This window comes from Pseudomonas sp. 37 R 15 (assembly GCF_900004865.1).
Classification (GTDB): domain Bacteria; phylum Pseudomonadota; class Gammaproteobacteria; order Pseudomonadales; family Pseudomonadaceae; genus Aquipseudomonas; species Aquipseudomonas fluorescens_AM.
The window spans coordinates 518,452-540,977 of sequence record NZ_CVTV01000049.1 but is presented as its reverse complement, the minus strand read 5'-3'; the positions used below and the strand labels follow the sequence as shown (position 1 = coordinate 540,977).

Genomic DNA, 22,526 nt, shown 5'->3' with positions numbered 1-22,526 from the left:
CGCAAAATGCGGCAGATTCGCAATTCAGCGAAGCGTTACAGTCGTCCCAGATCGTTGACCAGAGCTAACAACATCACTCCGACCACCAAACTGATACCGATCTGTATCCCCCAACCCTGCACCCGATCCGACAAGGGGCGACCACGCACCCACTCGACCAGATAAAACAGCAGATGCCCCCCATCCAATACTGGAATGGGCAGCAAATTCAGAACTCCAAGGCTGATACTCAGATAAGCCAGGAAATTCAGGAAATCCGCGACACCCGACTGGGCAGAAGCGCCCGCCACTTTAGCAATGGTTATCGGTCCACTCAAGTTTTTTACCGAGAGCTCGCCGAACAACATTTTCTTGAGGGATTCGAGGGTCAGCACGCTCATGGTCCAAGTGCGTTTAGCACCCTCGCCAATCGCGGCCAACGGCCCGAAGCTGACCTCTCTCACCATCGATGGCGGCCACTCGACACCTTTGACCCCGGCACCCAGGTAACCCCCGGCGGCCTTGGCCTCCCCACGAACCGACAAGGTCACGGGGACGTCGATTTGAGCACCTTCACGCTCAACTTTCAGCACAATTTTGGTATCAGGACGTACACGCACCAGATCGACCACTTGCTGCCAGTCACCCAGTGCCTGGCCATCAAGGGCCAACAGCCGATCGCCGGTCTTAAGACCCGCGGCTTGGGCCGGGCCCTTGGGATCCAGCTCGGCCAGTACTGGCGGCAACGCCGGACGCCAGGGACGAATGCCCAGGGATTTGATCGGATCCGGCTCGTCAGCGCCTTGAAGCCAACGGTCCAACGCCAGCTCACGCGGGCTTTCGGCACTGGAGTCCTGCTCGCGCACCACCACATTGACAGTACCGCTCTCGCCCAGTCGACGCACCAACTGCAAATTGACCGCGCCCCAACCGGTGGTGGGCTCGCCATCAATGGAAACAATTTCCTGCCCTGCCACCAACCCGGCCTTGGCCGCAATACTGCCCGACTCGACCGCACCGATGACCGGGCGCACCTGCTGGCTGCCCAGCATGGCGAGGACCCAGAAAAACACCATCGCCAGCAGGAAGTTGGCGATCGGGCCGGCAGCCACGATGGCGATCCGCTGACGAACGGTCTTGCGGTTGAAGGACTGGTCCAACTGATCCGCAGGCACTTCGCCTTCTCGCTCATCGAGCATCTTCACATAGCCACCCAACGGGATAGCTGCGATCACGAACTCAGTGCCACGACGATCATGCCAGCGAACCAGCGGCATGCCGAAACCGACGGAAAAGCGCAATACCTTGACGCCGCAACGACGCGCCACCCAGAAGTGGCCGAATTCGTGGAAGGTAACCAGCACGCCCAGAGCAACCAGGGTGCCGACAATCATGTAGAGCGCACTCATCTAATTTCTCCGCATTTCAATCCGATGCCTGAAGGCGCTCACCCGCCCACAACCTGACGCGCGTTGCGGTCCAGCCATTGCTCGGCCAGGGCCCGACCCTTGGTATCCGCCTCGAACACTGCTCCCAGATCATTCACAGCCACTACCGGCTCAAGATTCAGAACGTCCTCGATGATACTCGCGATCTGCGGAAAGCGGATGCGCCGTTCGAGAAACGCTGCCACGGCCACTTCATTGGCTGCATTAAGCATGGCTGGCGCACTGTTACCCGCCTCGGCCGCTTGCCGGGCCAGACGCAGGCACGGGAAGCGCTGCTCGTCCGGCGCTTGAAAGTCCAGGCGCGCAATCGCAAACAGGTCCAACGGCGCCACACCGGAGTCAATCCGTTCCGGCCAAGCCAAGGCATTGGCGATCGGTGTGCGCATATCGGGGTTACCCAATTGCGCCAGTACCGAGCCGTCTACGTAATCGACCAGGGAATGAATCACACTTTGAGGGTGAATCACCACTTCCACCTGGTCGGGCCGCGCATCGAACAACCAGCACGCCTCGATCAGCTCCAGCCCTTTGTTCATCATGCTTGCCGAGTCCACGGAGATTTTGCGCCCCATGGACCAATTCGGATGCGCACACGCCTGGTCCGGCGATACATACTCCAGCTCATCCAGCGGAGTTTGCCGGAAAGGTCCACCGGAAGCCGTGAGCAAAATCCGACGCACACCCACCTGGCTCAAGCCGCGGGCAAAATCGGCGGGCATGCACTGAAAAATCGCGTTGTGCTCACTGTCGAGGGGCAACAGGACCGCACCGCTCTTGCGCACAGCCTGCATGAAGAGCGCGCCGGACATGACCAGGGCTTCTTTATTGGCCAGCAGGATCTTTTTGCCCGCGTCGACTGCGGCCAGTGTGGGACGCAAACCCGCCGCCCCGACTATCGCCGCCACGACCGTATCCACTTCGGCATCCGCCGACACCTGGCACAGACCTTCCTCGCCCACCAGCACTTGGGTAGCAAGGCCGGCAGCGCGCAGGTCATCCTGCAGCCCTCGCGCAGCAGCTGCCTGCGGCACCACCGCAAAACGCGGCGAGTGACGCACGCACAGCGCCAGCAGTTCGCTCATACGCGTGAAGCCAGTCAGGGCAAATACCTGATAACGGTCAGGATGACGGGCGATTACATCCAGGCTGCTCAGCCCGACCGAGCCCGTCGCTCCCAGCACGGTGACCTGTTGCAAGCGGCTCACGAAGCGATCATCCACAGCAACACGGCAAAGATCGGCAACGCAGCGGTGAGACTATCAATACGGTCCAGCACGCCACCGTGACCTGGCAGCAGGTTACTGCTGTCCTTGATCCCGGCCTGACGCTTGAACATGCTTTCGGTGAGGTCGCCCACCACCGAAATGAATACGACCACGGCAGTCCCCAGCAAGGCCAGGATAATCTGCTTCACCGACCAGTCACGCAGCACACCGACCACCAACGCAATCAGTAGCGTCAAGGCCAGGCCCCCGTATACGCCTTCCCAGCTCTTGCCCGGGCTGACCGCAGGCGCCAGTTTACGCTTGCCAAAGGCACGGCCCGAAAAGTAGGCGCCGATGTCAGCCCCCCAGACCAGCACCATGACGGCCAGGATCAATTCGTTGCCGTTCGGGAAACGCTTGATCTCCACCAGTCCTTGCCAGGCCGGCAGCAGGATCAGCAAGCCAATCACCAACTTGCACGCCACACTGGACCACTGGCCGCTGGTACGCGGATAGGTCAGCACCAGGAACGTCGCCGTGGCCCACCACAGTACCGCCGCCCCCAGCACCCAGGGCGCGATATCGGGCAGGATGTACATCAGGAACAGCAACAGCGCGACGATTGCGGCATATGCCATACGGGGCAATTGGTCGCTGAACCCCGCCAGGCGCGCCCACTCCCATGCGCCGAGCGTGACGACCAGGCCGATGAACAGCGCAAACCCGGAACCCTCGAGCAGGAAAAAACCGCACAAGGCAATCGGCAGCAGGATCAGTGCCGTGATGATTCGTTGTTTAAGCATTTAAACCCGGGCTCCAGCTTCGATCTGCTCGCTCGTTTTACCGAAGCGACGCTGACGGGAAGCGAAATCAGCCAGCGCATTGCGCATGGCATCGTGTTTGAAGTCCGGCCAGAACAGGTCGGAGAAGTACAGCTCGGTATAGGCTAGCTGCCACAGCAGGAAATTGCTGATGCGATGCTCGCCACCGGTACGGATGCACAAGTCCGGCAACGGCAAGTCGCCGGTCACCAGGCAGGTTTGCAACAGTTCGGGCGTGATGTCGTCGGGCCGCAGATGACCGGCCTGCACTTCGCGGGCCAGTCGCTGCGCAGCCTGGGCAATGTCCCACTGGCCGCCGTAGTTGGCTGCGATCTGCAGCACAAAACGGTTGCTGCCGGCAGTGATCGCCTCGGCTTCACGCATGGCCGCTTGCAGCTCCGGGTGGAACCGGGAGCGATCCCCAATGATACGCAGGCTGATGTTGTTATCATTGAGGCGCTTGGCCTCGCGACGCAGCGCCTTGAAGAACAGGTCCATCAAGGCGCTGACTTCTTCGGCAGGCCGCTGCCAGTTCTCACTGGAAAAGGCAAACAGCGTCAGCACTTCGACCTTGGCTTCGGCACACACTTCGATGACAGCGCGCACCGCATCGACACCCGCTTTATGCCCGGCAACACCCGGCATAAAGCGTTTCTTCGCCCAGCGATTATTCCCATCCATGATGATCGCGACATGGCGCGGCACCACAGAGGGCACAGTCTGCTTGGTCTTTTCCATGAAGGCGTCCTGACCCCTTATACGGCCATCAGGTCCTTTTCTTTTTCTTCGGTGGCCTTGGTGATCTGGGCCTCCGCATCCTTGGTCAGCTTATCGATATCGGCAACGGCGCGACGTTCTTCGTCTTCGCTGATTTCCTTGTCCTTGACCAGCTTCTTCAGATCACCCAAAGCATCGCGACGGATATTGCGCACGGCCACGCGTGCATCTTCAGCCGCGCTGCGCGCCTGCTTGGTGAAGCCCTTGCGGGTTTCTTCGGTCAGGGCAGGCATGGAAATCAGCAGCAACTCGCCCAGGTTGGTCGGGTTGAGGTTCAAGCCGGCGCTCTGGATGGCCTTGTCGACAGCACCGAGCATGTTGCGCTCGAAGGCCACGACTTGCAGGGTGCGCGAGTCTTTTACGGTGATGTTGGCCACCTGGGTGATGGACGTGTCCGTGCCGTAGTACGGCACCATCACGCTGCCCAGGATGCTCGGGTGCGCTTTGCCGGTACGAATCTGACCGAACGCATGGTTGAGCGACTCCAGGGATTTGTGCATACGCTCTTGAGCGTCTTTCTTGATTTCGTTGATCATTGTTGGCCTTCCTCGATCAGAGTCCCTTCCGCGCCGCCGTGTACGATATTCAGCAGGGCGCCGGGCTTGTTCATGTTAAATACGCGCAGCGGCATCTTGTGGTCGCGGCACAGGCAGATAGCCGTCAGGTCCATCACACCCAGCTTGCGATCCAGTACTTCATCGTAGGTCAGATGATCGAACTTCTCGGCATGCGGGTCTTTGAATGGATCTGCAGTGTATACGCCATCCACCTTGGTCGCCTTCAGCACCACGTCGGCGTCGATTTCGATAGCGCGCAGACACGCGGCCGAATCGGTGGTGAAGAACGGGTTACCGGTGCCTGCGGCGAAGATCACCACTTCCTTGGAGTTCAGGTGGCGCATGGCTTTGCGGCGATCGTAGTGATCGGTCACGCCGACCATGGAAATCGCCGACATCACGATGGCCGAGATATTGGCGCGCTCCAGGGCGTCACGCATGGCCAGGGCGTTCATCACAGTGGCCAGCATGCCCATGTGGTCGCCAGTGACCCGATCCATGCCGGCAGCACTCAGCGCCGCACCGCGGAACAGGTTGCCACCGCCGATCACCAGGCCCACTTGAACACCGATACCGACCAATTGGCCGACTTCGAGCGCCATGCGGTCAAGCACCTTGGGGTCGATCCCGAACTCTTCCGAGCCCATCAGGGCCTCGCCGCTGAGCTTGAGTAGAATGCGTTTATAGCGAGCCTGATAACCACTGCCCTGCTGAGCCATTGCGAATCTCTCCTGCGGCGTATTTTCTTAAAAAATTCTTGGCGAGCCGTTTACGGCTTGCGTTCACTCTAGCTGGACGCTATCACAGCGCCATCGGAACACGGCTTTGTAAGCCAGTTCCAAGGGGAAGCCAAATAAAATTAGCCTTCCCATTTGAAAAGAGGCTGCGCGCGTGAGCGGGCAGCCTCTTTCGGGCGACAGTTGAAAACTGTCTTATTGCTTGGCGGCAGCCAGCTGGGCAGCAACTTCTTCAGCGAAGTTGTCGACCGGCTTCTCGATGCCGTCGCCTACTTTGAAGTAGGTGAAGGAAACGATTTCAGCACCGGCTTTCTTGGCCAGTTCGCCCACCTTGATTTCAGGGTTCTTGACGAACGCCTGCTCAACCAGGCTTGCTTCAGCCAGGAACTTGCTGATACGGCCCTTGACCATATTTTCAACAATGTTTTCTGGCTTGCCTTTGATTTTTTCTTCGTTCAGCTGCAGGAACACAGCTTTCTCACGCTCGATCGCTTCGGCAGACACTTCCGAAGGCAGCAGGAACTCAGGGTTGCTTGCAGCAACGTGCATGGCGATGTCTTTAGCCAGCTCAACGTCGCCGCCTTTCAGAACAACCGCTACACCGATTTTGTTGCCGTGCAGGTAACCACCAACAACATCACCTTCCACACGGGTCAGGCGACGAATGTTGACGTTTTCGCCAACCTTGCCAACCAGAACCAGGCGTGCAGCTTCTTGAGCCTCGATCAGCGGAGCGACATCAGTCAGCTTGTCGGCGAACGCTTTATCAACGCTGGCAGCAACAAATGCCTTGAAGTCGTCCTGCAGAGCCAGGAAGTCGGTCTGCGAGTTCACTTCCAGCAGAACGGCGGATTTGCCGTCTTCTTTCAGAGCGATAGCGCCTTCAGCAGCTACGTTGCCTGCTTTCTTGGCAGCCTTGATCGCGCCGGAAGCACGCATGTCATCAATGGCTTTTTCAATGTCGCCGTCAGCCTTTTCCAGGGCTTTCTTGCAATCCATCATGCCTTCGCCGGTACGCTCACGCAGTTCTTTAACCAACGCTGCAGTAATTGCTGCCATTTTCAAATTCCTCTTGGATAGGTTTTCAACCATTCCACCCGATCGAACGGGGGATCAATTCTTCCCGAACCACCGTTGTTAGCTGCTGCACGTTACAGTCGCAATGTTGCGCTGCTACAAATGGGCGCCGACAAACGGTTTTCGAGGTGGCAAAAAGGGGGCCAAGCCCCCTTTTTGCTTACTGAGTCAACGCCAGGGCGTCAGTTACTCAGCGGCAGCGACCGGAGCTTCTTCAACGAACTGCTCGGTACCACCAGCAACGTGGTTACGACCACGGATTACAGCGTCAGCCATCGAACCCATGTACAGCTGGATAGCGCGGATTGCGTCATCGTTGCCTGGGATGATGTAGTCAACACCTTCCGGGCTGCTGTTGGTATCGACTACGCCGATAACAGGGATGCCCAGCTTGTTGGCTTCGGTGATCGCGATGCGCTCGTGATCAACGTCGATAACGAACAGTGCGTCAGGCAGACCGCCCATGTCCTTGATACCACCCAGGGAACGATCGAGCTTTTCCAGGTCGCGAGTGCGCATCAGCGCCTCTTTCTTGGTCAGCTTGGCGAAAGTACCGTCTTCGGCTTGCACTTCAAGGTCACGCAGACGCTTGATGGAAGCACGGATGGTTTTGAAGTTGGTCAGCATGCCGCCCAACCAGCGGTGATCGACGTACGGCGAACCGCAACGTGCTGCTTCTTCAGCAACGATCTTGCCAGCGGAACGCTTGGTGCCGACGAACAGAATCTTGTTTTTGCCCTGAGCCAGGCGCTCTACGAAGGTCAGCGCTTCGTTGAACATAGGCAGGGTTTTTTCAAGGTTGATAATGTGGATCTTGTTACGTGCGCCGAAAATGTACTTACCCATTTTCGGGTTCCAGTAACGGGTCTGGTGACCGAAGTGCACACCGGCCTTCAGCATATCGCGCATGTTGACTTGGGACATGATAGTTCCTTAATAAGTCGGGTTTGGCCTCCACGTATCCCAATGACCAACCAGCGGCATCAAGGCCTCCGGCACCCAAGTCATCGTGTCGACACGTGTGTGGATTTAAGCTCTGCGGGGTATCCCCGGAAAGCGGCGCATTTTATACCACAGCATCGGCAAAAACGGAACACGCATTCACGTTTGCCGCGCGCCGCGCTCGCGCAAGCCCTTGAACAGAGCCGACCTACCCCTACCTTATAGAGAGAAGCGATCATCAGAGGCTCATGATTTGACGCCATCGTCTGTTAGAATCGCGTTTTTTGTGGCTTGTGCGAATCCTGCAAGCTTTTTGTCGCACGCCCGTCAACCGAATTGATTTCAGCGTATTGCGCTAGAGAGAGCCTGTATGACCGTGAGTTTGAAAACCGCCGAAGACATCGCCGGCATGCGCATTGCCGGAAAGCTGGCTGCCGACGTGCTGGAAATGATCGCCGAACACGTCAAGCCCGGCGTCACCACTGAAGCACTGAACCAGATCTGCCACGACTATATAGTCAACGTGCAAGGCGCCATCCCTGCTCCGCTGAACTACAAGGGCTTCCCCAAGTCGATCTGCACCTCGGTCAACCACGTGGTCTGCCACGGGATTCCGGGTGACAAGCCGCTGAAGGATGGCGACACCCTGAACATCGACGTCACCGTGATCAAGGACCGTTACTTCGGCGACACCAGTCGCATGTTCCATGTCGGCACCGTGGCGCCCTGGGCCGAACGCCTATCCCAGGTGACCCAGGAATGCATGTACAAGGCCATCGAGATCGTCAAGCCCGGCTGCCGCCTGGGCGATATCGGTGAAGTGATTCAGAAACACGCCGAAAAGAACGGTTTCTCGGTGGTACGCGAGTTCTGCGGCCACGGCATCGGCACCGTCTTCCACGAAGAACCGCAGATCCTGCACTACGGCCGCGCCGGCACCGGCATGGAACTCAAGGCTGGCATGACCTTTACCATCGAGCCGATGATCAACCAGGGCAAGGCCGATACCAAGGTGCTGGGCGACGGCTGGACCGCCATCACCAAGGACCGCAAGCTCTCGGCGCAGTGGGAACACACCCTGCTGGTCACCGAGACCGGCTACGAGATCTTCACCCTGCGCGCCGATGACACGATTCCACGCGTTTCGGCGTAGAGGCCGGGCAGGTTTTCCCAACGGTGTAATGACTGACTGACAGATAGAAAGGAAAGCCGATCGATGCCCCAGGTGGATCCCGAACTCTTCGACCGTGGCCAGTTCCAGGCCGAACTGGCGTTGAAGGCAAGCCCCATCGCCGCGTTCAAGAAAGCGATCCGCCAGGCGCGCGACGTGCTCGACGCGCGCTTTCGCAGCGGCCGCGACATACGCAGGCTGATCGAGGACCGCGCCTGGTTCGTCGACAATATCCTGCAAAAAGCCTGGGAACAGTTCAGCTGGAGCACCGAGGCGGATATCGCCCTGGTGGCGGTCGGCGGCTACGGGCGTGGCGAGCTGCACCCCTACTCCGACATCGACCTGCTGATCCTGCTGGACAGCGCCGACCATGAGATTTTTCGCGATTCCATCGAGCGCTTTCTGACGCTGTTGTGGGACATCGGCCTGGAAGTCGGCCAGAGCGTACGCTCGGTCCAAGAGTGCGCCGAAGAGGCCCGCGCCGACTTGACGGTCGTCACCAACCTGATGGAAAGCCGCACCATCTGTGGCCCCGAGCGCCTGCGCCAGCGCATGCTCGAGGTCACCAGCACCGCGCACATGTGGCCAAGCAAGGAGTTTTTCCTGGCCAAGCACGCCGAGCAAAAGGCACGGCACCACAAATACAACGACACCGAATACAACCTGGAACCCAACGTCAAAGGTTCGCCGGGCGGGTTGCGCGATATCCAGACGATCTTGTGGGTCGCCCGTCGTCAGTACGGCACCCTGAACCTGCGCGCCCTGGCCGGCGAGGGCTTTCTGGTGGAAAGTGAAAACGCGCTGCTGGCCTCGTCCCAGGAGTTCCTGTGGAAGGTGCGCTACGCCCTGCACATGCTCGCCGGGCGCTCCGAGGACCGCCTGCTGTTCGACCACCAGCGCTCCATCGCCACCTTGCTGGGTTTCGAAGGCGAAGATGCGAAGACCAGCATCGAAAGCTTCATGCAGCAGTATTACCGGGTGGTGATGAGCATCGCCCAGCTCAGCGACCTGATCATCCAGCACTTCGAAGAAGTGATCCTGGCGCCCGAAGACGAAGCGCCGCCGCAGCCGATCAACGCACGCTTCCAACTGCATGATGGCTATATCGAGGCGCGCAACGACAACGTGTTCCGCCGCACGCCGTTCGCCATGCTGGAAATCTTCGTGCTGATGGCCCAGCAGCCGGAAATCAAAGGCGTGCGCGCCGACACCATCCGCCTGCTGCGGGAAAACCGCCATCTGATCGACGAGGCATTTCGTCACGACATCCGCAACACCAGCCTGTTTATCGAACTGTTCAAGTGCAAGATCGGCATCCACCGCAACCTGCGGCGGATGAACCGCTACGGCATCCTCGGGCGCTACCTGCCCGAGTTCGGCTTTATCGTCGGGCAGATGCAGCATGACCTGTTCCACATCTATACCGTGGACGCGCACACCCTGAACCTGATCAAGCATTTGCGTAAGTTGCAGTACACCCAGGTGTCAGAGAAATTCCCACTGGCCAGCAAGCTCATGGCCAAGCTGCCCAAGCCGGAACTGATTTACCTGGCCGGCCTGTACCACGACATCGGCAAAGGCCGGCACGGCGATCACTCGGAGATCGGCGCAGTCGATGCCGAAGCGTTCTGCCAGCGTCACCAATTGCCGTTGTGGGACAGCCGCCTGATTGTCTGGCTGGTGCAGAACCACCTGGTCATGTCGACCACTGCCCAGCGTAAGGACTTGTCCGACCCGCAAGTCATCCACGACTTCGCGCAGATCGTGGGCGATGAGACCCGCCTCGACTACCTCTACGTGCTGACCGTCTCCGACATCAACGCCACCAACCCTACGCTCTGGAATTCCTGGCGCGCCAGCCTGTTGCGCCAGCTGTACACCGAGACCAAGCGCGCCCTGCGCCGCGGCCTGGAAAACCCGGTGGACCGTGAAGAGCAGATCCGTCGCACCCAAAGCGCGGCCCTGGATATCCTGGTGCGCGGGGGCAACGACCCGGATGACGTCGAACAATTGTGGTCGCAACTGGGTGACGATTATTTCCTGCGCCACACCGCCGGCGACGTCGCCTGGCACACTGACGCCATCCTTCAACAGCCGGCCGATGGTGGCCCGCTGGTACTGATCAAGGAAACCACCCAGCGCGAATTCGAAGGCGGCACGCAGATCTTCATCTACGCGCCGGACCAGCACGACTTCTTCGCCGTAACCGTGGCGGCCATGGACCAGCTCAACCTGAACATTCATGATGCCCGGGTGATCACCTCCAGCAGCCAGTTCACCCTCGACACCTATATTGTGCTCGACACCGATGGCGACTCGATCGGCGATAATCCGGTGCGTGTGAAGAAGATCCGCGAAGGCCTGACCGAAGCCCTGCGCAACCCGGATGATTATCCGACCATCATCCAGCGCCGCGTACCGCGCCAGCTCAAGCACTTTGCCTTTGCCCCCCAAGTGACTATTTCCAACGACGCCCAGCGCCCGGTCACCTTACTGGAGCTCAGCGCGCCGGATCGCCCGGGCCTGCTGGCACGGATCGGAGGGATTTTCCTGGAATTCGACCTGTCGCTGCAAAACGCCAAGATCGCGACCCTCGGCGAGCGCGTGGAAGACGTGTTCTTCATCACCGACGCCGACAACCAGCCGCTGTCCGACCCTGAGCTGTGCCGCCGCTTGCAGGAGGCGATCGTGGAGCAATTGAGCGTGACCCAGGAACCGGGCGTCGAGCTGACACGCTTGACCCTATGAACACAGGCTTATGTGAGAGGGGCGTGCTCCCGATAGCAGTGGATCAGATAAAGATCAGCTGACTGACACAACGCAATCGGGAGCAAGCCCCCTCCCACATTGAATTTTCGCCGGCAACCAGACCGCGTGCCGACAACTGAATTTGACGAGACTTGCGATGAACAACGCTCTGAACCAGCTGCAGCCTTACCCGTTCGAGAAACTGCGCGCCCTGCTCGGCAGCGTCACACCGAACCCGGACAAACGCCCGATTGCGCTGTCCATCGGCGAACCCAAGCACAAATCCCCGACCTTCGTCGCCGAAGCGTTGAGTAACAACCTCGATCAGATGGCCGTGTACCCGACCACACTGGGCATCCCCGCACTGCGCGAGGCGATTGGAGCCTGGTGCGAGCGCCGCTTCAACGTCCCGCAAGGCTGGCTGGACCCGGCGCGCAACATCCTGCCGGTCAACGGTACGCGAGAGGCGTTGTTCGCCTTTACCCAGACCGTGGTCAATCGCGGTGACGACGCGCTGGTGGTGAGCCCGAACCCGTTCTACCAGATCTACGAAGGCGCCGCGTTCCTCGCCGGGGCCAAGCCGCATTACTTGGCGTGCCTGGACACCAATGGTTTCAACCCGGACTTCGATGCCGTGTCGCCGGACATCTGGAAACGTTGCCAGATCCTGTTCCTGTGCTCCCCGGGCAACCCGACCGGCGCGCTGATTCCGGCGGACACCCTGAAAAAGCTGATCGCCCTGGCCGACGAGCACGACTTCGTGATTGCCGCCGACGAATGCTACAGCGAGCTGTACTTTGACGAACAAACCCCGCCGCCGGGCCTGCTGAGCGCCTGCGTCGAACTGGGTCGCCAGGACTTCAAGCGTTGCGTGGTGTTCCACAGCCTGTCCAAGCGCTCCAACCTGCCGGGCCTACGCTCCGGGTTCGTGGCGGGTGACGCGGATATCCTCAAGGCATTCCTGCTGTACCGCACCTACCATGGCTGCGCGATGCCGGTGCAAACCCAGTTGGCCAGCATCGCAGCCTGGCAGGACGAGGCCCACGTACTGGCCAACCGCGACCTGTATCGCGAAAAATTCGACGCAGTGCTGGCGATCCTCAAGCCGGTGCTGGATGTGCAAAGCCCGGACGGCGGCTTTTATCTGTGGCCGAATGTGAACGGTGACGACGCGGACTTCTGCCGCGATTTGTTTGTGCAAGAGCATGTGACGGTGGTGCCGGGCTCTTATCTGTCTCGCGAAGTGGACGGTTTCAACCCCGGTGCCGGCCGTGTACGCCTGGCATTGGTTGCGCCATTGGCCGAATGCGTCGAAGCGGCTGAGCGGATACGCGCTTTCATTCAGCGCCGCAGTTGAGGTTCACGCCGCTCCCATACCGTGGGAGCGGCCATGACGGATGTATCTTGCAACCCATAAATGGGAACAAAGCCTCTTAAATGTTCCACCCACGTTCATCTGGTACAAACGCTCAGGTGAACGACATGACCCTCACGATCCCCACCCATCCCGTTCCTGCGCACTCCGTGAGCGCACCTCTCAGTAGAACTAAACGCGGCGTCGCCACGCCGAACAAACTATGGCCTCAACATTCGGTGCTGACCATCTCGCGACTGAACATGACACAAGAACAAAAGGATCTGGTAAAGCACAACATCAATAAATGGGCGCCGCACACCAATCTCTATTTCAAGTTCATTGACAGCCCCAACGGCGACATACGCATCACGGCAGACAATGACAATGGCCCTGGATGGTCAAAAGTGGGTACCGACGCCAAAAACGTTCCACTGTCCAAGCCCACCATGGGCATCGGCTTCACACGCTCTCCCGATAGCATAGCCGCCACGATCCAGCATGAGTTCGGCCATGCTTTGGGCCTCAGACATGAGCATCAGCACCCTGACCGGACGTTGGACTTGAACAACCAGAACATCTACGACGAGTACGAATTGCGGGGGGAATTCCGCTACCACGCCGATGACAATATCATCCGCACTTTTTCACGCCCTCAAGTAACGGCCTCTGAAAACTATGATGACAAATCCATCATGCACTATGGCTTTTCCGCCTCAAGACTCAACACCGGTAACCCCATCCCGCGCAACTTCAACCTGTCTGAAGGCGATAAAACGTTCATTCAGTCGCTTTATCCAGAAGACAAAACACTCTTGGGTAAAGTGCTCAATTCAGGTATCCGGGCAATGATCAGCCACGCCACTACTTAACACTACCCAAGTTCGCTTCACTCATGTCCAGGTCCGCCAACACTTCGCGCAGTACATCGTCGCCAATCTGGTGCTGGCGACTCAAACGGTAGAGTTCCAGACGCTGCGCGCGTAGCGCCTTGAGCCTCAGCCTGCGCTCCAACTGATCCATTTGCAGCGCCAGTGCCTGAGCCTCGGCCGAGTCATTGAATACGTCCAACTGATGACGATACTCCGCCATCAGCCGCGCCTTGAGCTCGGTGGCCAATGCCGCTTGAGCGGCGTCCGGCGTTTCGGCTTCGGCGGGTTCTTCGACCTCCAGCGCGTGGATCGCCGCCACGGCGGTCTTTTTCCAGGCCTCGCGCACTTCGTTGTGGCGCTTCTCATCCGGGCCTTTCTCGACACCCCGCAGCAGCAATGGCAGGGCAATACAGGCAGCGACCAGGGACAACAAGATGACCCCGGCAGCGATAAAGATCAGCAGGTCACGCTCGGGGAAGTCCTGCCCCGGCGCCAGCAGCAAGGGCACCGACATGACCCCCGCCAACGTCACCGCACCGCGCACACCGCCGACGGTCAACAACCAGCAGGAACGGGCCGTCGGCACCAGGGTCAGCGCATTTTTGCCGCGCAGCCTGCGCAGCAGACCCGACAGCCGCCAGATGCTCTGCACCCAGATAAAGCGCAATACCACCAGCACCAGGAAGATCGCCACCACTTCCAGGCAGCGATACATCAAGGTGGGCCACAGCGTGGTTTCATGGCTGACCACCGCCTTGATGATGTCCGGCAGTTGCAGACCGAGCAGCAGGAAAATCAAACCGTTGAAGGCAAACTCCAGCAACGACCACACGCTGCGGTTGAGCAAGCGCGTGCTGGTCTGGCGCGGCAACAGGTCGAGCCAGCTTTGCATCATGCCTGCCGCCACCGCCGAGAGAATGCCGGACGCGCCCAGGCGTTCGGCCAGTACATAGGCAGCAAAGGGCAGCAACAACATGAACACCACATGGGTCGCCGGGTCATCCCAGCCCCGCGCAATCATCCAGGCGCGCAGGCGGCCGACCAGCCAGCTCAGCGCCACCCCGATCGCCAGGCCGCCCACCGCCACCAGTACAAAAGTCAAACTGGCATCGGCCAGCGAGAACACACCGGTCAACGCCGCCGCCAGGGCAAATTTGAAGGTCACCAGGCCCGATGCGTCATTCATCAAGGCCTCGCCCTGAAGCATGTGCATCAGCGGCTTGGGCAAACGGTTCTGGGAAATGGCGGACACCGCCACGGCGTCCGTGGGCGACAGCACCGCTGCCAGGGCAAAAGCCACCGGCAAGGGAATCGAGGGCAACAGCCAATGAATGAAGTAGCCGGCACCGACCACGGTGAACAGCACCAACCCCACCGCCAGTGTCAGGATCGGCCCGCGCAAGCGCCACAATTCACGCTTGGGCATGCGCCAGCCATCGGAAAACAGCAGCGGCGGCAAGAACAGAAACAGAAACAGCTCCGGGTCCAGCGCCACGTGCAGGCCCAACGTGGGCCAGGCCAGGAGGGCCCCGGCGGCAATCTGCAACAACGGCAACGGCAGTGGGATGATGCGCCCGACCAGGCGCGAAACGCTGACCAGCATCAGCAGGATCAGAACGGTGTAAGCGGTTTGCATAACGCGGATTTCCCGGACAATCGACTTGCAATGACAGGCATCAGGCAACAACTGGCCGTTGAAGTGCCATATAACCCGGCTATCTTACTCGGCTATGTTGCCCGGCTATGTTACCCGTCTGTGCCGCGCACTGGCGTTTACACAAAAGTCGCACCCTGCTGACGGGCGACGCCGAAACGCGCTGAGCGTGGCATAATCCGCGATCTTCCATTTTTCATTCGTCCAAAGGGGGGCAATTCCTTGACTGCTTCAAGCAAAACCTTGCACCTTTTCGGCATCAAAGCCTGCGACACCATGAAAAAGGCGCGCACCTGGCTCGATGAGCACGCGGTGACTTATGAGTTCCATGATTACAAAACAGCCGGTATTGATCGCGAACACTTGACCCAATGGTGCAACGAGCACGGTTGGCAGGTGGTGTTGAACCGTGCGGGCACCACCTTTCGCAAACTCGAAGACGAACGCAAAGCCGATCTCGATCAGTCGAAAGCCATTGAGTTGATGCTCGCACAACCCTCGATGATCAAGCGCCCGGTGCTCGATCTCGGTGACAGAACCCTGATTGGCTTCAAGCCAGATAGTTATTCGGCGGCCCTCAAGTAGGCCAGCCCTTCCATTTTTGTAGAGGTAACAGCATGTCCCATTCCCTGTTCAGCCTGGGCTTCGGCGTCGGCACTCAGAACCGCCAAGGTGCTTGGCTGGAAGTGTTTTACGCACAGCCCCTGCTCAACCCGTCGGCTGAAATCGTCGCGGCCATCGCGCCGATCCTGGGTTACACCGAAGGTAATCAAGCGATCACTTTTACCATCAGCCAAGCGCTGCAACTGGCTGATGCGCTCAAAAATGTCGATGCTACCCAAGCAGCACTGCTCAACCGACTCGCCGAGAGCCACACCCCGCTGGTCGCGACGCTGCTGGCCGAAGACGCCGCACTGACCTCCACGCCTGAGGCGTACCTCAAGTTGCACCTGCTGTCCCATCGCCTGGTCAAGCCTCACGGCCTGAGCCTGGCCGGTGTCTTCCCGCAACTGCCGAACGTGGCATGGACCAGCCAGGGCGCCATCGATATCGCTGAACTGGCCGAACGCCAGCTGGAAGCGCGCCTGCGTGGCGAGCTGCTGGAAGTGTTCTCGGTGGACAAATTCCCGAAAATGACCGACTACGTGGTGCCGAGCGGTGTGCGTATCGCTGACGCAGCCCGCCTGCGCCTGGGCGCCTACGTCGGCGAAGGCACCACCGTGATGCACGAAGGTTTCATCAACTTCAACGCCGGCACCGAAGGCCCGGGCATGATCGAAGGCCGCGTATCGGCGGGCGTGTTCGTCGGCAAGGGTTCCGACCTGGGCGGCGGCTGTTCCACCATGGGCACCCTGTCGGGTGGCGGCAACATCGTGATCAAGGTCGGCGAAGGCTGCCTGATCGGCGCCAATGCCGGTATCGGTATCCCGTTGGGCGACCGCAACACCGTGGAGTCCGGCCTGTATGTGACCGCCGGGACCAAAGTTGCGTTGCTGGACGAGAAGAACCAACTGGTCAAAGTGGTCAAGGCGCGTGAACTGGCCGGCCAGCCGGACCTGCTGTTCCGCCGCAACTCCGAGACCGGTGCCGTGGAGTGCAAAACCCACAAATCGGCCATCGAACTGAACGAAGCGCTGCACGCTCACAACTAAGCAGCCACTCGATGCCCCCTGGCGGGTCGTACCTTCGGTTGCGGCTCGCCTATACGAGTTTTGAACATCATGCTTGTGCCCTCCCCCTGGCGCGCTGACTTTCCAGCCATCGCCAACCTGCAACGGCAAGACCAGACCTACCTGGACAGCGCCGCCACCACGCAGAAACCTCAAGCCCTGTTGGACGCGATCAGCCATTACTACGCCAATGGCGCAGCCAATGTGCACCGTGCCCAGCATTTGCCGGGGGCCCATGCGACCCAAGCGTTTGAAGACAGTCGCAGCAAGGTGGCGCAGTGGTTGAATGCGGGCGACAGCGGGCAGGTGGTGTTTACCCACGGCGCAACCTCTGCGCTGAACCTCCTGGCCTATGGCCTGGAGCACTTATTCAATGCGGGCGATGAGATTGCCATCAGCGCCCTGGAGCACCACGCCAACTTGCTGCCCTGGCAGCAACTGGCCAAGCGTCGCGCACTGACACTGGTGGTATTGCCACTGGACGGTCACGGCTTGATTGACCTCGAGGCCGCCGCCCGACTGATCGGCCCGCGCACGCGACTGTTGGCGGTAAGCCAGTTATCCAACGTACTCGGCGCCTGGCAGCCCCTCGACGCCTTGCTGGGGCTGGCTCGCCTGCACGGCGCGCTGACGGTGGTCGACGGCGCCCAGGGCATCGTGCATGGGCGCCACGACGTGCAGGCCCTGGGCTGCGACTTCTACGTATTTTCCAGCCACAAGCTGTACGGCCCGGACGGTGTCGGCGTGCTATACGGTCGCCACGACGCCTTGCATCACCTGCGCCACTGGCAGTTTGGCGGTGAGATGGTGCAACAGGCGGACTACCACAGCGCCAGCTTCCGCCCTGCCCCGCTGGGTTTTGAAGCCGGCACGCCGCCGATTGCCGGTGTGATCGGCCTGGGGGCGACGCTGGATTACCTGGCTTCGCTGGATCAACAGGCGGTGGTCAGCCATGAAGCGGCGCTGCACGACTATTTATTGCGCGGCTTGAAAGCACGCAATGGTGTGCGCGTACTGGGTGCGCCGCAGGTGGCACTGGCCAGTTTTGTGGTCGAAGGCGTGCACAACGCCGACCTCGCGCATCTGCTGACCGAGCAGGGGATTGCCGTGCGTGCCGGTCATCACTGTGCGATGCCGTTGCTCAAGACACTGCAGTTATCAGGAGCGATTCGCGTGTCACTGGCGCTGTATAACGACTCCAATGACCTGGAGCGCTTTTTTGAAGCGCTTGACCAGGCGCTGGACATGCTGCGATGAGCTTGCCGGAACAGGCAGCAACTGCACTTGAGGCGTTTCAAGCCGTAGGCGGCTGGGAGCAACGTGCGCGCCTGTTGATGCAATGGGGCGAGCGACTGCCGGCGCTGGCGGACGCAGACAAGGTCGACGCCAACCTGGTACACGGTTGCGAAAGCCTGGTGTGGCTGGTCGGCCGCTTGCAGGACGGCCATTGGCAGTTTGCCGCCAGCAGCGATGCGCGGATGATTCGTGGGTTGGTGGCGTTGCTGCTGGTGCGGGTCAATGGGCTGTCGGCCGCTGAATTGCAGGCGGTTGATCTGCCGGAGTGGTTCAATCAACTGGGTCTGTCGCGCCAGTTATCACCGTCGCGCAGCAATGGCTTGAATGCCGTCTTGCAGCGCATGCGGGCATTGAGCCAGATAAAGTACTAAATGTGGGAGGGGGCTTGCCCCCGATGCGGTGTGTCGGCCAAAAATTTATTGGCTGATCCATCGCTATCGGGGGCAAGCCCCCTCCCACATTTTGAACTGTGTAAAGTCCTGAGATTCAGGTGGGCTTGATGCGCTCCGACGGCCGGCGCACCCCTGCCACAATCTTGTCCACCGCCTTGGTCGCCGCCACCATGCCGAACGTGGCGGTGACCATCATCACCGCACCGAACCCTCCGGCGCAGTCCAGCTTCACGCCATCGCCGACGAAACTCTTCTGCAAACAGATGCTGCCGTCCGGCTTGGGATAGCGCAGCTGCTCGGTGGAAAACACGCACGGCACGCTGTAATGGCGGGTCACCGTGCGTGAAAAACCATAGTCACGGCGCAGGGTGGAGCGCACTTTCGAGGCCAGCGGGTCGTTGAAGGTGCGGTTGAGGTCGCACACCTGGATCAGCGTCGGATCGATCTGCCCGCCGGCGCCACCGGTGGTGATGATCTGGATCTTGCGGCGCTTGCACCAGGCAATCAGCGCCGCCTTGGCGTTGACCGCGTCGATGCAGTCGATCACGCAATCGATGTCTGGCGTGATGTATTCGGCCATGGTGTCGCGGGTAACGAAGTCCGCCACCGCATGCACCGTGCACGCAGGGTTGATGCCACGCAGGCGTTCGGCCATTACTTCAACCTTGGGTTTGCCTACGGTGCTGTCCAGTGCATGCAACTGGCGGTTGCTGTTGCTGACGCAGACGTCGTCCAGGTCAAACAGCGAAATCTCGCCCACCCCGCAACGGGCCACGGCTTCCGCCGCCCACGAGCCCACGCCGCCGACACCGACGATCGCCACATGGGCCGCTTTCAAGCGTTCCAGGCCTTCAATGCCATACAAACGGGCGACGCCTGCAAACCGCGGATCTTCTGTGCTCATGACCATTACCCTAAAAACCGGCGCGCATTATGGGCTACGCAGCGATAAGTTTTAAGCCACAAGCTACACGTTAAGAACTTAGAGACACTTTCGCTGCCCAATGTCCGGTTTTTCTCGGCTTGCTGTACGCTCAGGGAAAGGCCAGTGTAGGATGCGCGCCGGTTGGCGTAGGCCGACACCTCTTTTCGTTCCACACCCTTTGGAACCCGACATAACCATGGCATCGCGTAAATTTGGACTCAACCTGGTGATCGTGCTGGCAATTGCCGCGCTGTTCACGGGTTTCTGGGCGCTGATCAACCGCCCGGTTACCGCCCCCAACTGGCCCGAGCAGATCTCCGGTTTTTCCTACTCGCCGTTCCAGCAAGGCCAGTACCCTCAGAAAGACCAGTACCCCACCGACGAGCAGATGCGTCAGGACCTTGCGATCATGAGCAAGCTGACGGATAACATCCGCACCTACTCGGTCGACGGCACGCTGGGGGACATTCCCAAGCTGGCCGAAGAGTTCGGCCTGCGCGTCACCCTGGGGATCTGGATCAGCCCGGACTTGGAGCGTAACGAGCGCGAAGTCCAGCGCGCCATCGAAATCGCCAACAGCTCGCGCAGTGTGGTGCGGGTGGTGGTCGGTAACGAGGCGCTGTTCCGCGAGGAAATCACCCCCGAAGCGCTGATCGTGTTGCTGGACCGGGTGCGCGCTGCGGTAAAAGTGCCGGTGACCACCTCCGAGCAATGGCACATCTGGGAAAAGAACCCGCAACTGGCCAAGCACGTCGACTTGATCGCCGCGCACATCCTGCCGTTCTGGGAATTCATTCCGATGGACAAGGCCGGCCAGTACGTACTCGACCGCGCCAGGGATCTGAAGAAACTGTTCCCGAAAAAGCCGCTGCTGCTGTCGGAGGTTGGCTGGCCGAGCAACGGGCGCATGCGCGGTGGCAATGAAACGTCGCCAGCGGACCAGGCGGTTTACCTGCGCACCCTGGTTAACAAACTGAACCGCCAAGGGTTCAACTATTTCGTGATCGAAGCCTTCGATCAGCCCTGGAAGGTCAGCGACGAAGGCTCGGCCGGCGCCTATTGGGGCGTATTCAACGCCGCACGCCAGCAGAAATTCAACTTTGAAGGCCCGGTGGTCGCGATCCCGCAATGGCGGGTACTGGCCATCGGCTCGGTGGTGCTGGCGCTGCTGTCCCTGACCCTGCTGATGATCGACGGCTCTGCCCTGCGCCAGCGTGGCCGCACTTTCCTCACGTTTATCGCGTTCCTGTGCGGTTCGGTGCTGGTGTGGATCGGCTACGACTACAGCCAGCAATACAGCACCTGGTTCAGCGTCACCGTCGGCATCCTCTTGGCCCTCGGCGCCCTGGGCGTGTTTATCGTGCTGTTGACCGAAGCCCACGAACTGGCGGAAGCGGTGTGGACCCACAAGCGCCGGCGTGAATTCCTGCCGGTCGAGGGGGAATCGGACTACCGGCCCAAAGTGTCGATCCATGTGCCGTGCTACAACGAGCCGCCGGACATGGTCAAACAGACCCTCGATGCCCTCGCGGCGCTCGATTACCCGGACTACGAAGTCCTGATCATCGACAACAACACCAAGGACCCGGCGGTGTGGGAGCCGGTGCGCGACTACTGCCAGACCCTCGGCCCGCGCTTCAAGTTCTTCCACGTCGCGCCCCTGGCCGGTTTCAAGGGCGGCGCGTTGAACTACCTGATCCCGCACACCGCCAAGGACGCCGAAGTGATCGCGGTGATCGACTCCGACTACTGCGTGTCGCCCAATTGGCTCAAGCACATGGTGCCGCACTTCGCCGACCCGAAAATCGCCGTGGTGCAATCGCCGCAGGATTACCGCGACCAGAACGAAAGCACGTTCAAGAAGCTCTGCTACGCGGAATACAAGGGTTTCTTCCATATCGGCATGGTCACCCGTAACGACCGCGACGCGATTATCCAGCACGGCACCATGACCATGACCCGTCGCTCGGTGCTCGAAGAACTGGGCTGGGCCGACTGGTGCATCTGTGAAGATGCCGAACTGGGCCTGCGCGTGTTCGAAAAGGGTCTGTCGGCGGCGTATTACCACGACAGCTATGGCAAGGGCCTGATGCCGGATACCTTTATCGACTTCAAGAAACAGCGTTTCCGCTGGGCCTACGGTGCGATCCAGATCATCAAGCGCCACACCGCCAGCCTGTTGCGCGGCAAAGATACCGAGCTGACCCGTGGCCAGCGCTATCACTTCCTCGCGGGCTGGCTGCCGTGGGTGGCCGATGGCATGAACATCTTCTTCACCGTCGGCGCGCTGCTGTGGTCGGCGGCGATGATCATCGTGCCGACCCGCGTCGATCCGCCGTTGCTGATCTTCGCGATCCCGCCGCTGGCGCTGTTCGTGTTCAAGGTGGGCAAGATCATCTTCCTGTACCGCCGTGCGGTCGGGGTGAACCTCAAGGATGCATTCTGCGCGGCCCTGGCCGGCCTGGCGTTATCGCACACCATCGCCAAGGCGGTGCTGTACGGTTTCTTCACCACCAGCATTCCGTTTTTTCGTACACCGAAAAACGCCGACAACCATGGCTTCTGGGTGGCGATTTCCGAGGCTCGCGAAGAAATGTTCATCATGCTGCTGTTGTGGGGCGCGGCCTTGGGTATCTACCTGGTGCAAGGCCTGCCGAGCAATGACATGCGCTTCTGGGTGGTGATGCTGCTGGTGCAGTCGCTGCCGTATGTGGCCGCCTTGATCATGGCGTTCCTGTCGTCGCTGCCCAAACCGGCACCGAAGGCCGAGCCAGTCACTGCGGTGTAAAAACTTGCGTAATGCACTAAACGGCGGCCTCTGGCCGCCGTTTTGCTATAAGATAACGGCCGTTTTGTTGGATCAGGCAAGCACCGATTGCTTCATGTGGGTGGGGGCTTGCC

The 22,526-nt window shown here is 60.1% G+C and carries 19 protein-coding genes; 9 read left to right on the top strand and 10 right to left on the bottom strand.

Annotated features, from left to right (window positions below; genetic code table 11):
- Positions 1-35 precede the first annotated feature (35 nt).
- The 8 genes from rseP to rpsB form a co-directional block, all read right to left on the bottom strand.
- Positions 36-1,388 carry a sigma E protease regulator RseP gene (gene rseP / locus BFQ04_RS17840; RefSeq protein WP_065951938.1) on the bottom strand — a complete coding sequence of 451 codons (1,353 nt, stop codon included), beginning with the start codon at positions 1,386-1,388 and terminating at the stop codon, positions 36-38.
- Positions 1,389-1,426: 38 nt separating this feature from the next.
- Complete coding sequence (gene ispC / locus BFQ04_RS17835; protein ID WP_065951937.1) at positions 1,427-2,632, bottom strand: 1-deoxy-D-xylulose-5-phosphate reductoisomerase; 1,206 nt, start codon at positions 2,630-2,632, stop codon at positions 1,427-1,429.
- A complete protein-coding gene (locus tag BFQ04_RS17830) occupies positions 2,629-3,435 on the bottom strand; it encodes a phosphatidate cytidylyltransferase (protein ID WP_065951936.1) in 807 nt (268 codons plus the stop codon). The genes ispC and BFQ04_RS17830 overlap by 4 nt, the downstream gene beginning before the upstream one ends.
- On the bottom strand, positions 3,436-4,191 hold the full coding sequence (uppS, locus tag BFQ04_RS17825) for a polyprenyl diphosphate synthase (RefSeq protein WP_017137143.1): 756 nt from the start codon (positions 4,189-4,191) through the stop codon (positions 3,436-3,438).
- Between the two features lie 17 nt (positions 4,192-4,208).
- On the bottom strand, positions 4,209-4,766 hold the full coding sequence (gene frr, locus BFQ04_RS17820; protein WP_065886088.1) for a ribosome recycling factor: 558 nt from the start codon (positions 4,764-4,766) through the stop codon (positions 4,209-4,211).
- Positions 4,763-5,506, bottom strand: a complete 744-nt coding sequence (gene pyrH, locus BFQ04_RS17815) for a UMP kinase (RefSeq protein ID WP_003189161.1) — start codon at positions 5,504-5,506, stop codon at positions 4,763-4,765. The genes frr and pyrH overlap by 4 nt, the downstream gene beginning before the upstream one ends.
- A gap of 213 nt (positions 5,507-5,719) precedes the next feature.
- Positions 5,720-6,583: a translation elongation factor Ts gene (gene tsf / locus BFQ04_RS17810; protein WP_065886087.1), complete on the bottom strand. Its 864-nt coding sequence runs from the start codon at positions 6,581-6,583 to the stop codon at positions 5,720-5,722.
- Between the two features lie 204 nt (positions 6,584-6,787).
- On the bottom strand, positions 6,788-7,525 hold the full coding sequence (gene rpsB / locus BFQ04_RS17805) for a 30S ribosomal protein S2 (RefSeq protein WP_003219330.1): 738 nt from the start codon (positions 7,523-7,525) through the stop codon (positions 6,788-6,790).
- Positions 7,526-7,913: 388 nt separating this feature from the next.
- Between rpsB and map the strand changes: the two genes are divergently transcribed.
- The 4 genes from map (at position 7,914) to BFQ04_RS17785 (ending at position 13,688) form a co-directional block, all read left to right on the top strand.
- Entirely contained in the window at positions 7,914-8,696 is a 783-nt protein-coding gene (gene map, locus BFQ04_RS17800) for a type I methionyl aminopeptidase (RefSeq protein WP_057723204.1), read from the top strand.
- 63 nt (positions 8,697-8,759) lie between these two features.
- Complete coding sequence (locus tag BFQ04_RS17795) at positions 8,760-11,462, top strand: [protein-PII] uridylyltransferase (RefSeq protein ID WP_065951935.1); 2,703 nt, start codon at positions 8,760-8,762, stop codon at positions 11,460-11,462.
- A gap of 157 nt (positions 11,463-11,619) precedes the next feature.
- Entirely contained in the window at positions 11,620-12,819 is a 1,200-nt protein-coding gene (gene dapC / locus BFQ04_RS17790; protein ID WP_065951934.1) for a succinyldiaminopimelate transaminase, read from the top strand.
- Between the two features lie 125 nt (positions 12,820-12,944).
- Positions 12,945-13,688 (top strand): M12 family metallopeptidase, encoded by a 744-nt coding sequence (locus tag BFQ04_RS17785; RefSeq protein WP_065951933.1) that lies wholly within the window; start codon positions 12,945-12,947, stop codon positions 13,686-13,688.
- Here BFQ04_RS17785 and BFQ04_RS17780 read toward each other — a convergent pair.
- Positions 13,681-15,324, bottom strand: coding sequence for a Na+/H+ antiporter (locus tag BFQ04_RS17780; protein WP_065951932.1), 1,644 nt, complete (start codon positions 15,322-15,324; stop codon positions 13,681-13,683). The two genes, BFQ04_RS17785 and BFQ04_RS17780, sit on opposite strands and share 8 nt — an antisense overlap.
- 294 nt (positions 15,325-15,618) lie before the next feature.
- Between BFQ04_RS17780 and BFQ04_RS17775 the strand changes: the two genes are divergently transcribed.
- From BFQ04_RS17775 to BFQ04_RS17760, 4 genes are all read left to right on the top strand, one after another.
- On the top strand, positions 15,619-15,927 hold the full coding sequence (locus BFQ04_RS17775; RefSeq protein ID WP_232790536.1) for an arsenate reductase: 309 nt from the start codon (positions 15,619-15,621) through the stop codon (positions 15,925-15,927).
- Between the two features lie 32 nt (positions 15,928-15,959).
- Positions 15,960-16,994 carry a 2,3,4,5-tetrahydropyridine-2,6-dicarboxylate N-succinyltransferase gene (gene dapD, locus BFQ04_RS17770; RefSeq protein ID WP_065951931.1) on the top strand — a complete coding sequence of 345 codons (1,035 nt, stop codon included), beginning with the start codon at positions 15,960-15,962 and terminating at the stop codon, positions 16,992-16,994.
- Positions 16,995-17,063: 69 nt separating this feature from the next.
- Entirely contained in the window at positions 17,064-18,269 is a 1,206-nt protein-coding gene (locus tag BFQ04_RS17765; RefSeq protein ID WP_065951930.1) for an aminotransferase class V-fold PLP-dependent enzyme, read from the top strand.
- A complete protein-coding gene (locus tag BFQ04_RS17760) occupies positions 18,266-18,679 on the top strand; it encodes a SufE family protein (protein ID WP_065951929.1) in 414 nt (137 codons plus the stop codon). Before BFQ04_RS17765 ends, BFQ04_RS17760 begins: the two co-directional genes overlap by 4 nt.
- A 115-nt stretch (positions 18,680-18,794) precedes the next feature.
- On the opposite strand, the gene tcdA is transcribed toward BFQ04_RS17760, so the two are convergent.
- Entirely contained in the window at positions 18,795-19,604 is an 810-nt protein-coding gene (gene tcdA / locus BFQ04_RS17755; protein ID WP_162515418.1) for a tRNA cyclic N6-threonylcarbamoyladenosine(37) synthase TcdA, read from the bottom strand.
- Between the two features lie 217 nt (positions 19,605-19,821).
- On the opposite strand from tcdA, the gene BFQ04_RS17750 reads away from it, so the two are divergent.
- Positions 19,822-22,413, top strand: coding sequence for a glycosyltransferase (locus BFQ04_RS17750; protein WP_065951927.1), 2,592 nt, complete (start codon positions 19,822-19,824; stop codon positions 22,411-22,413).
- Positions 22,414-22,526: the final 113 nt, after the last annotated feature.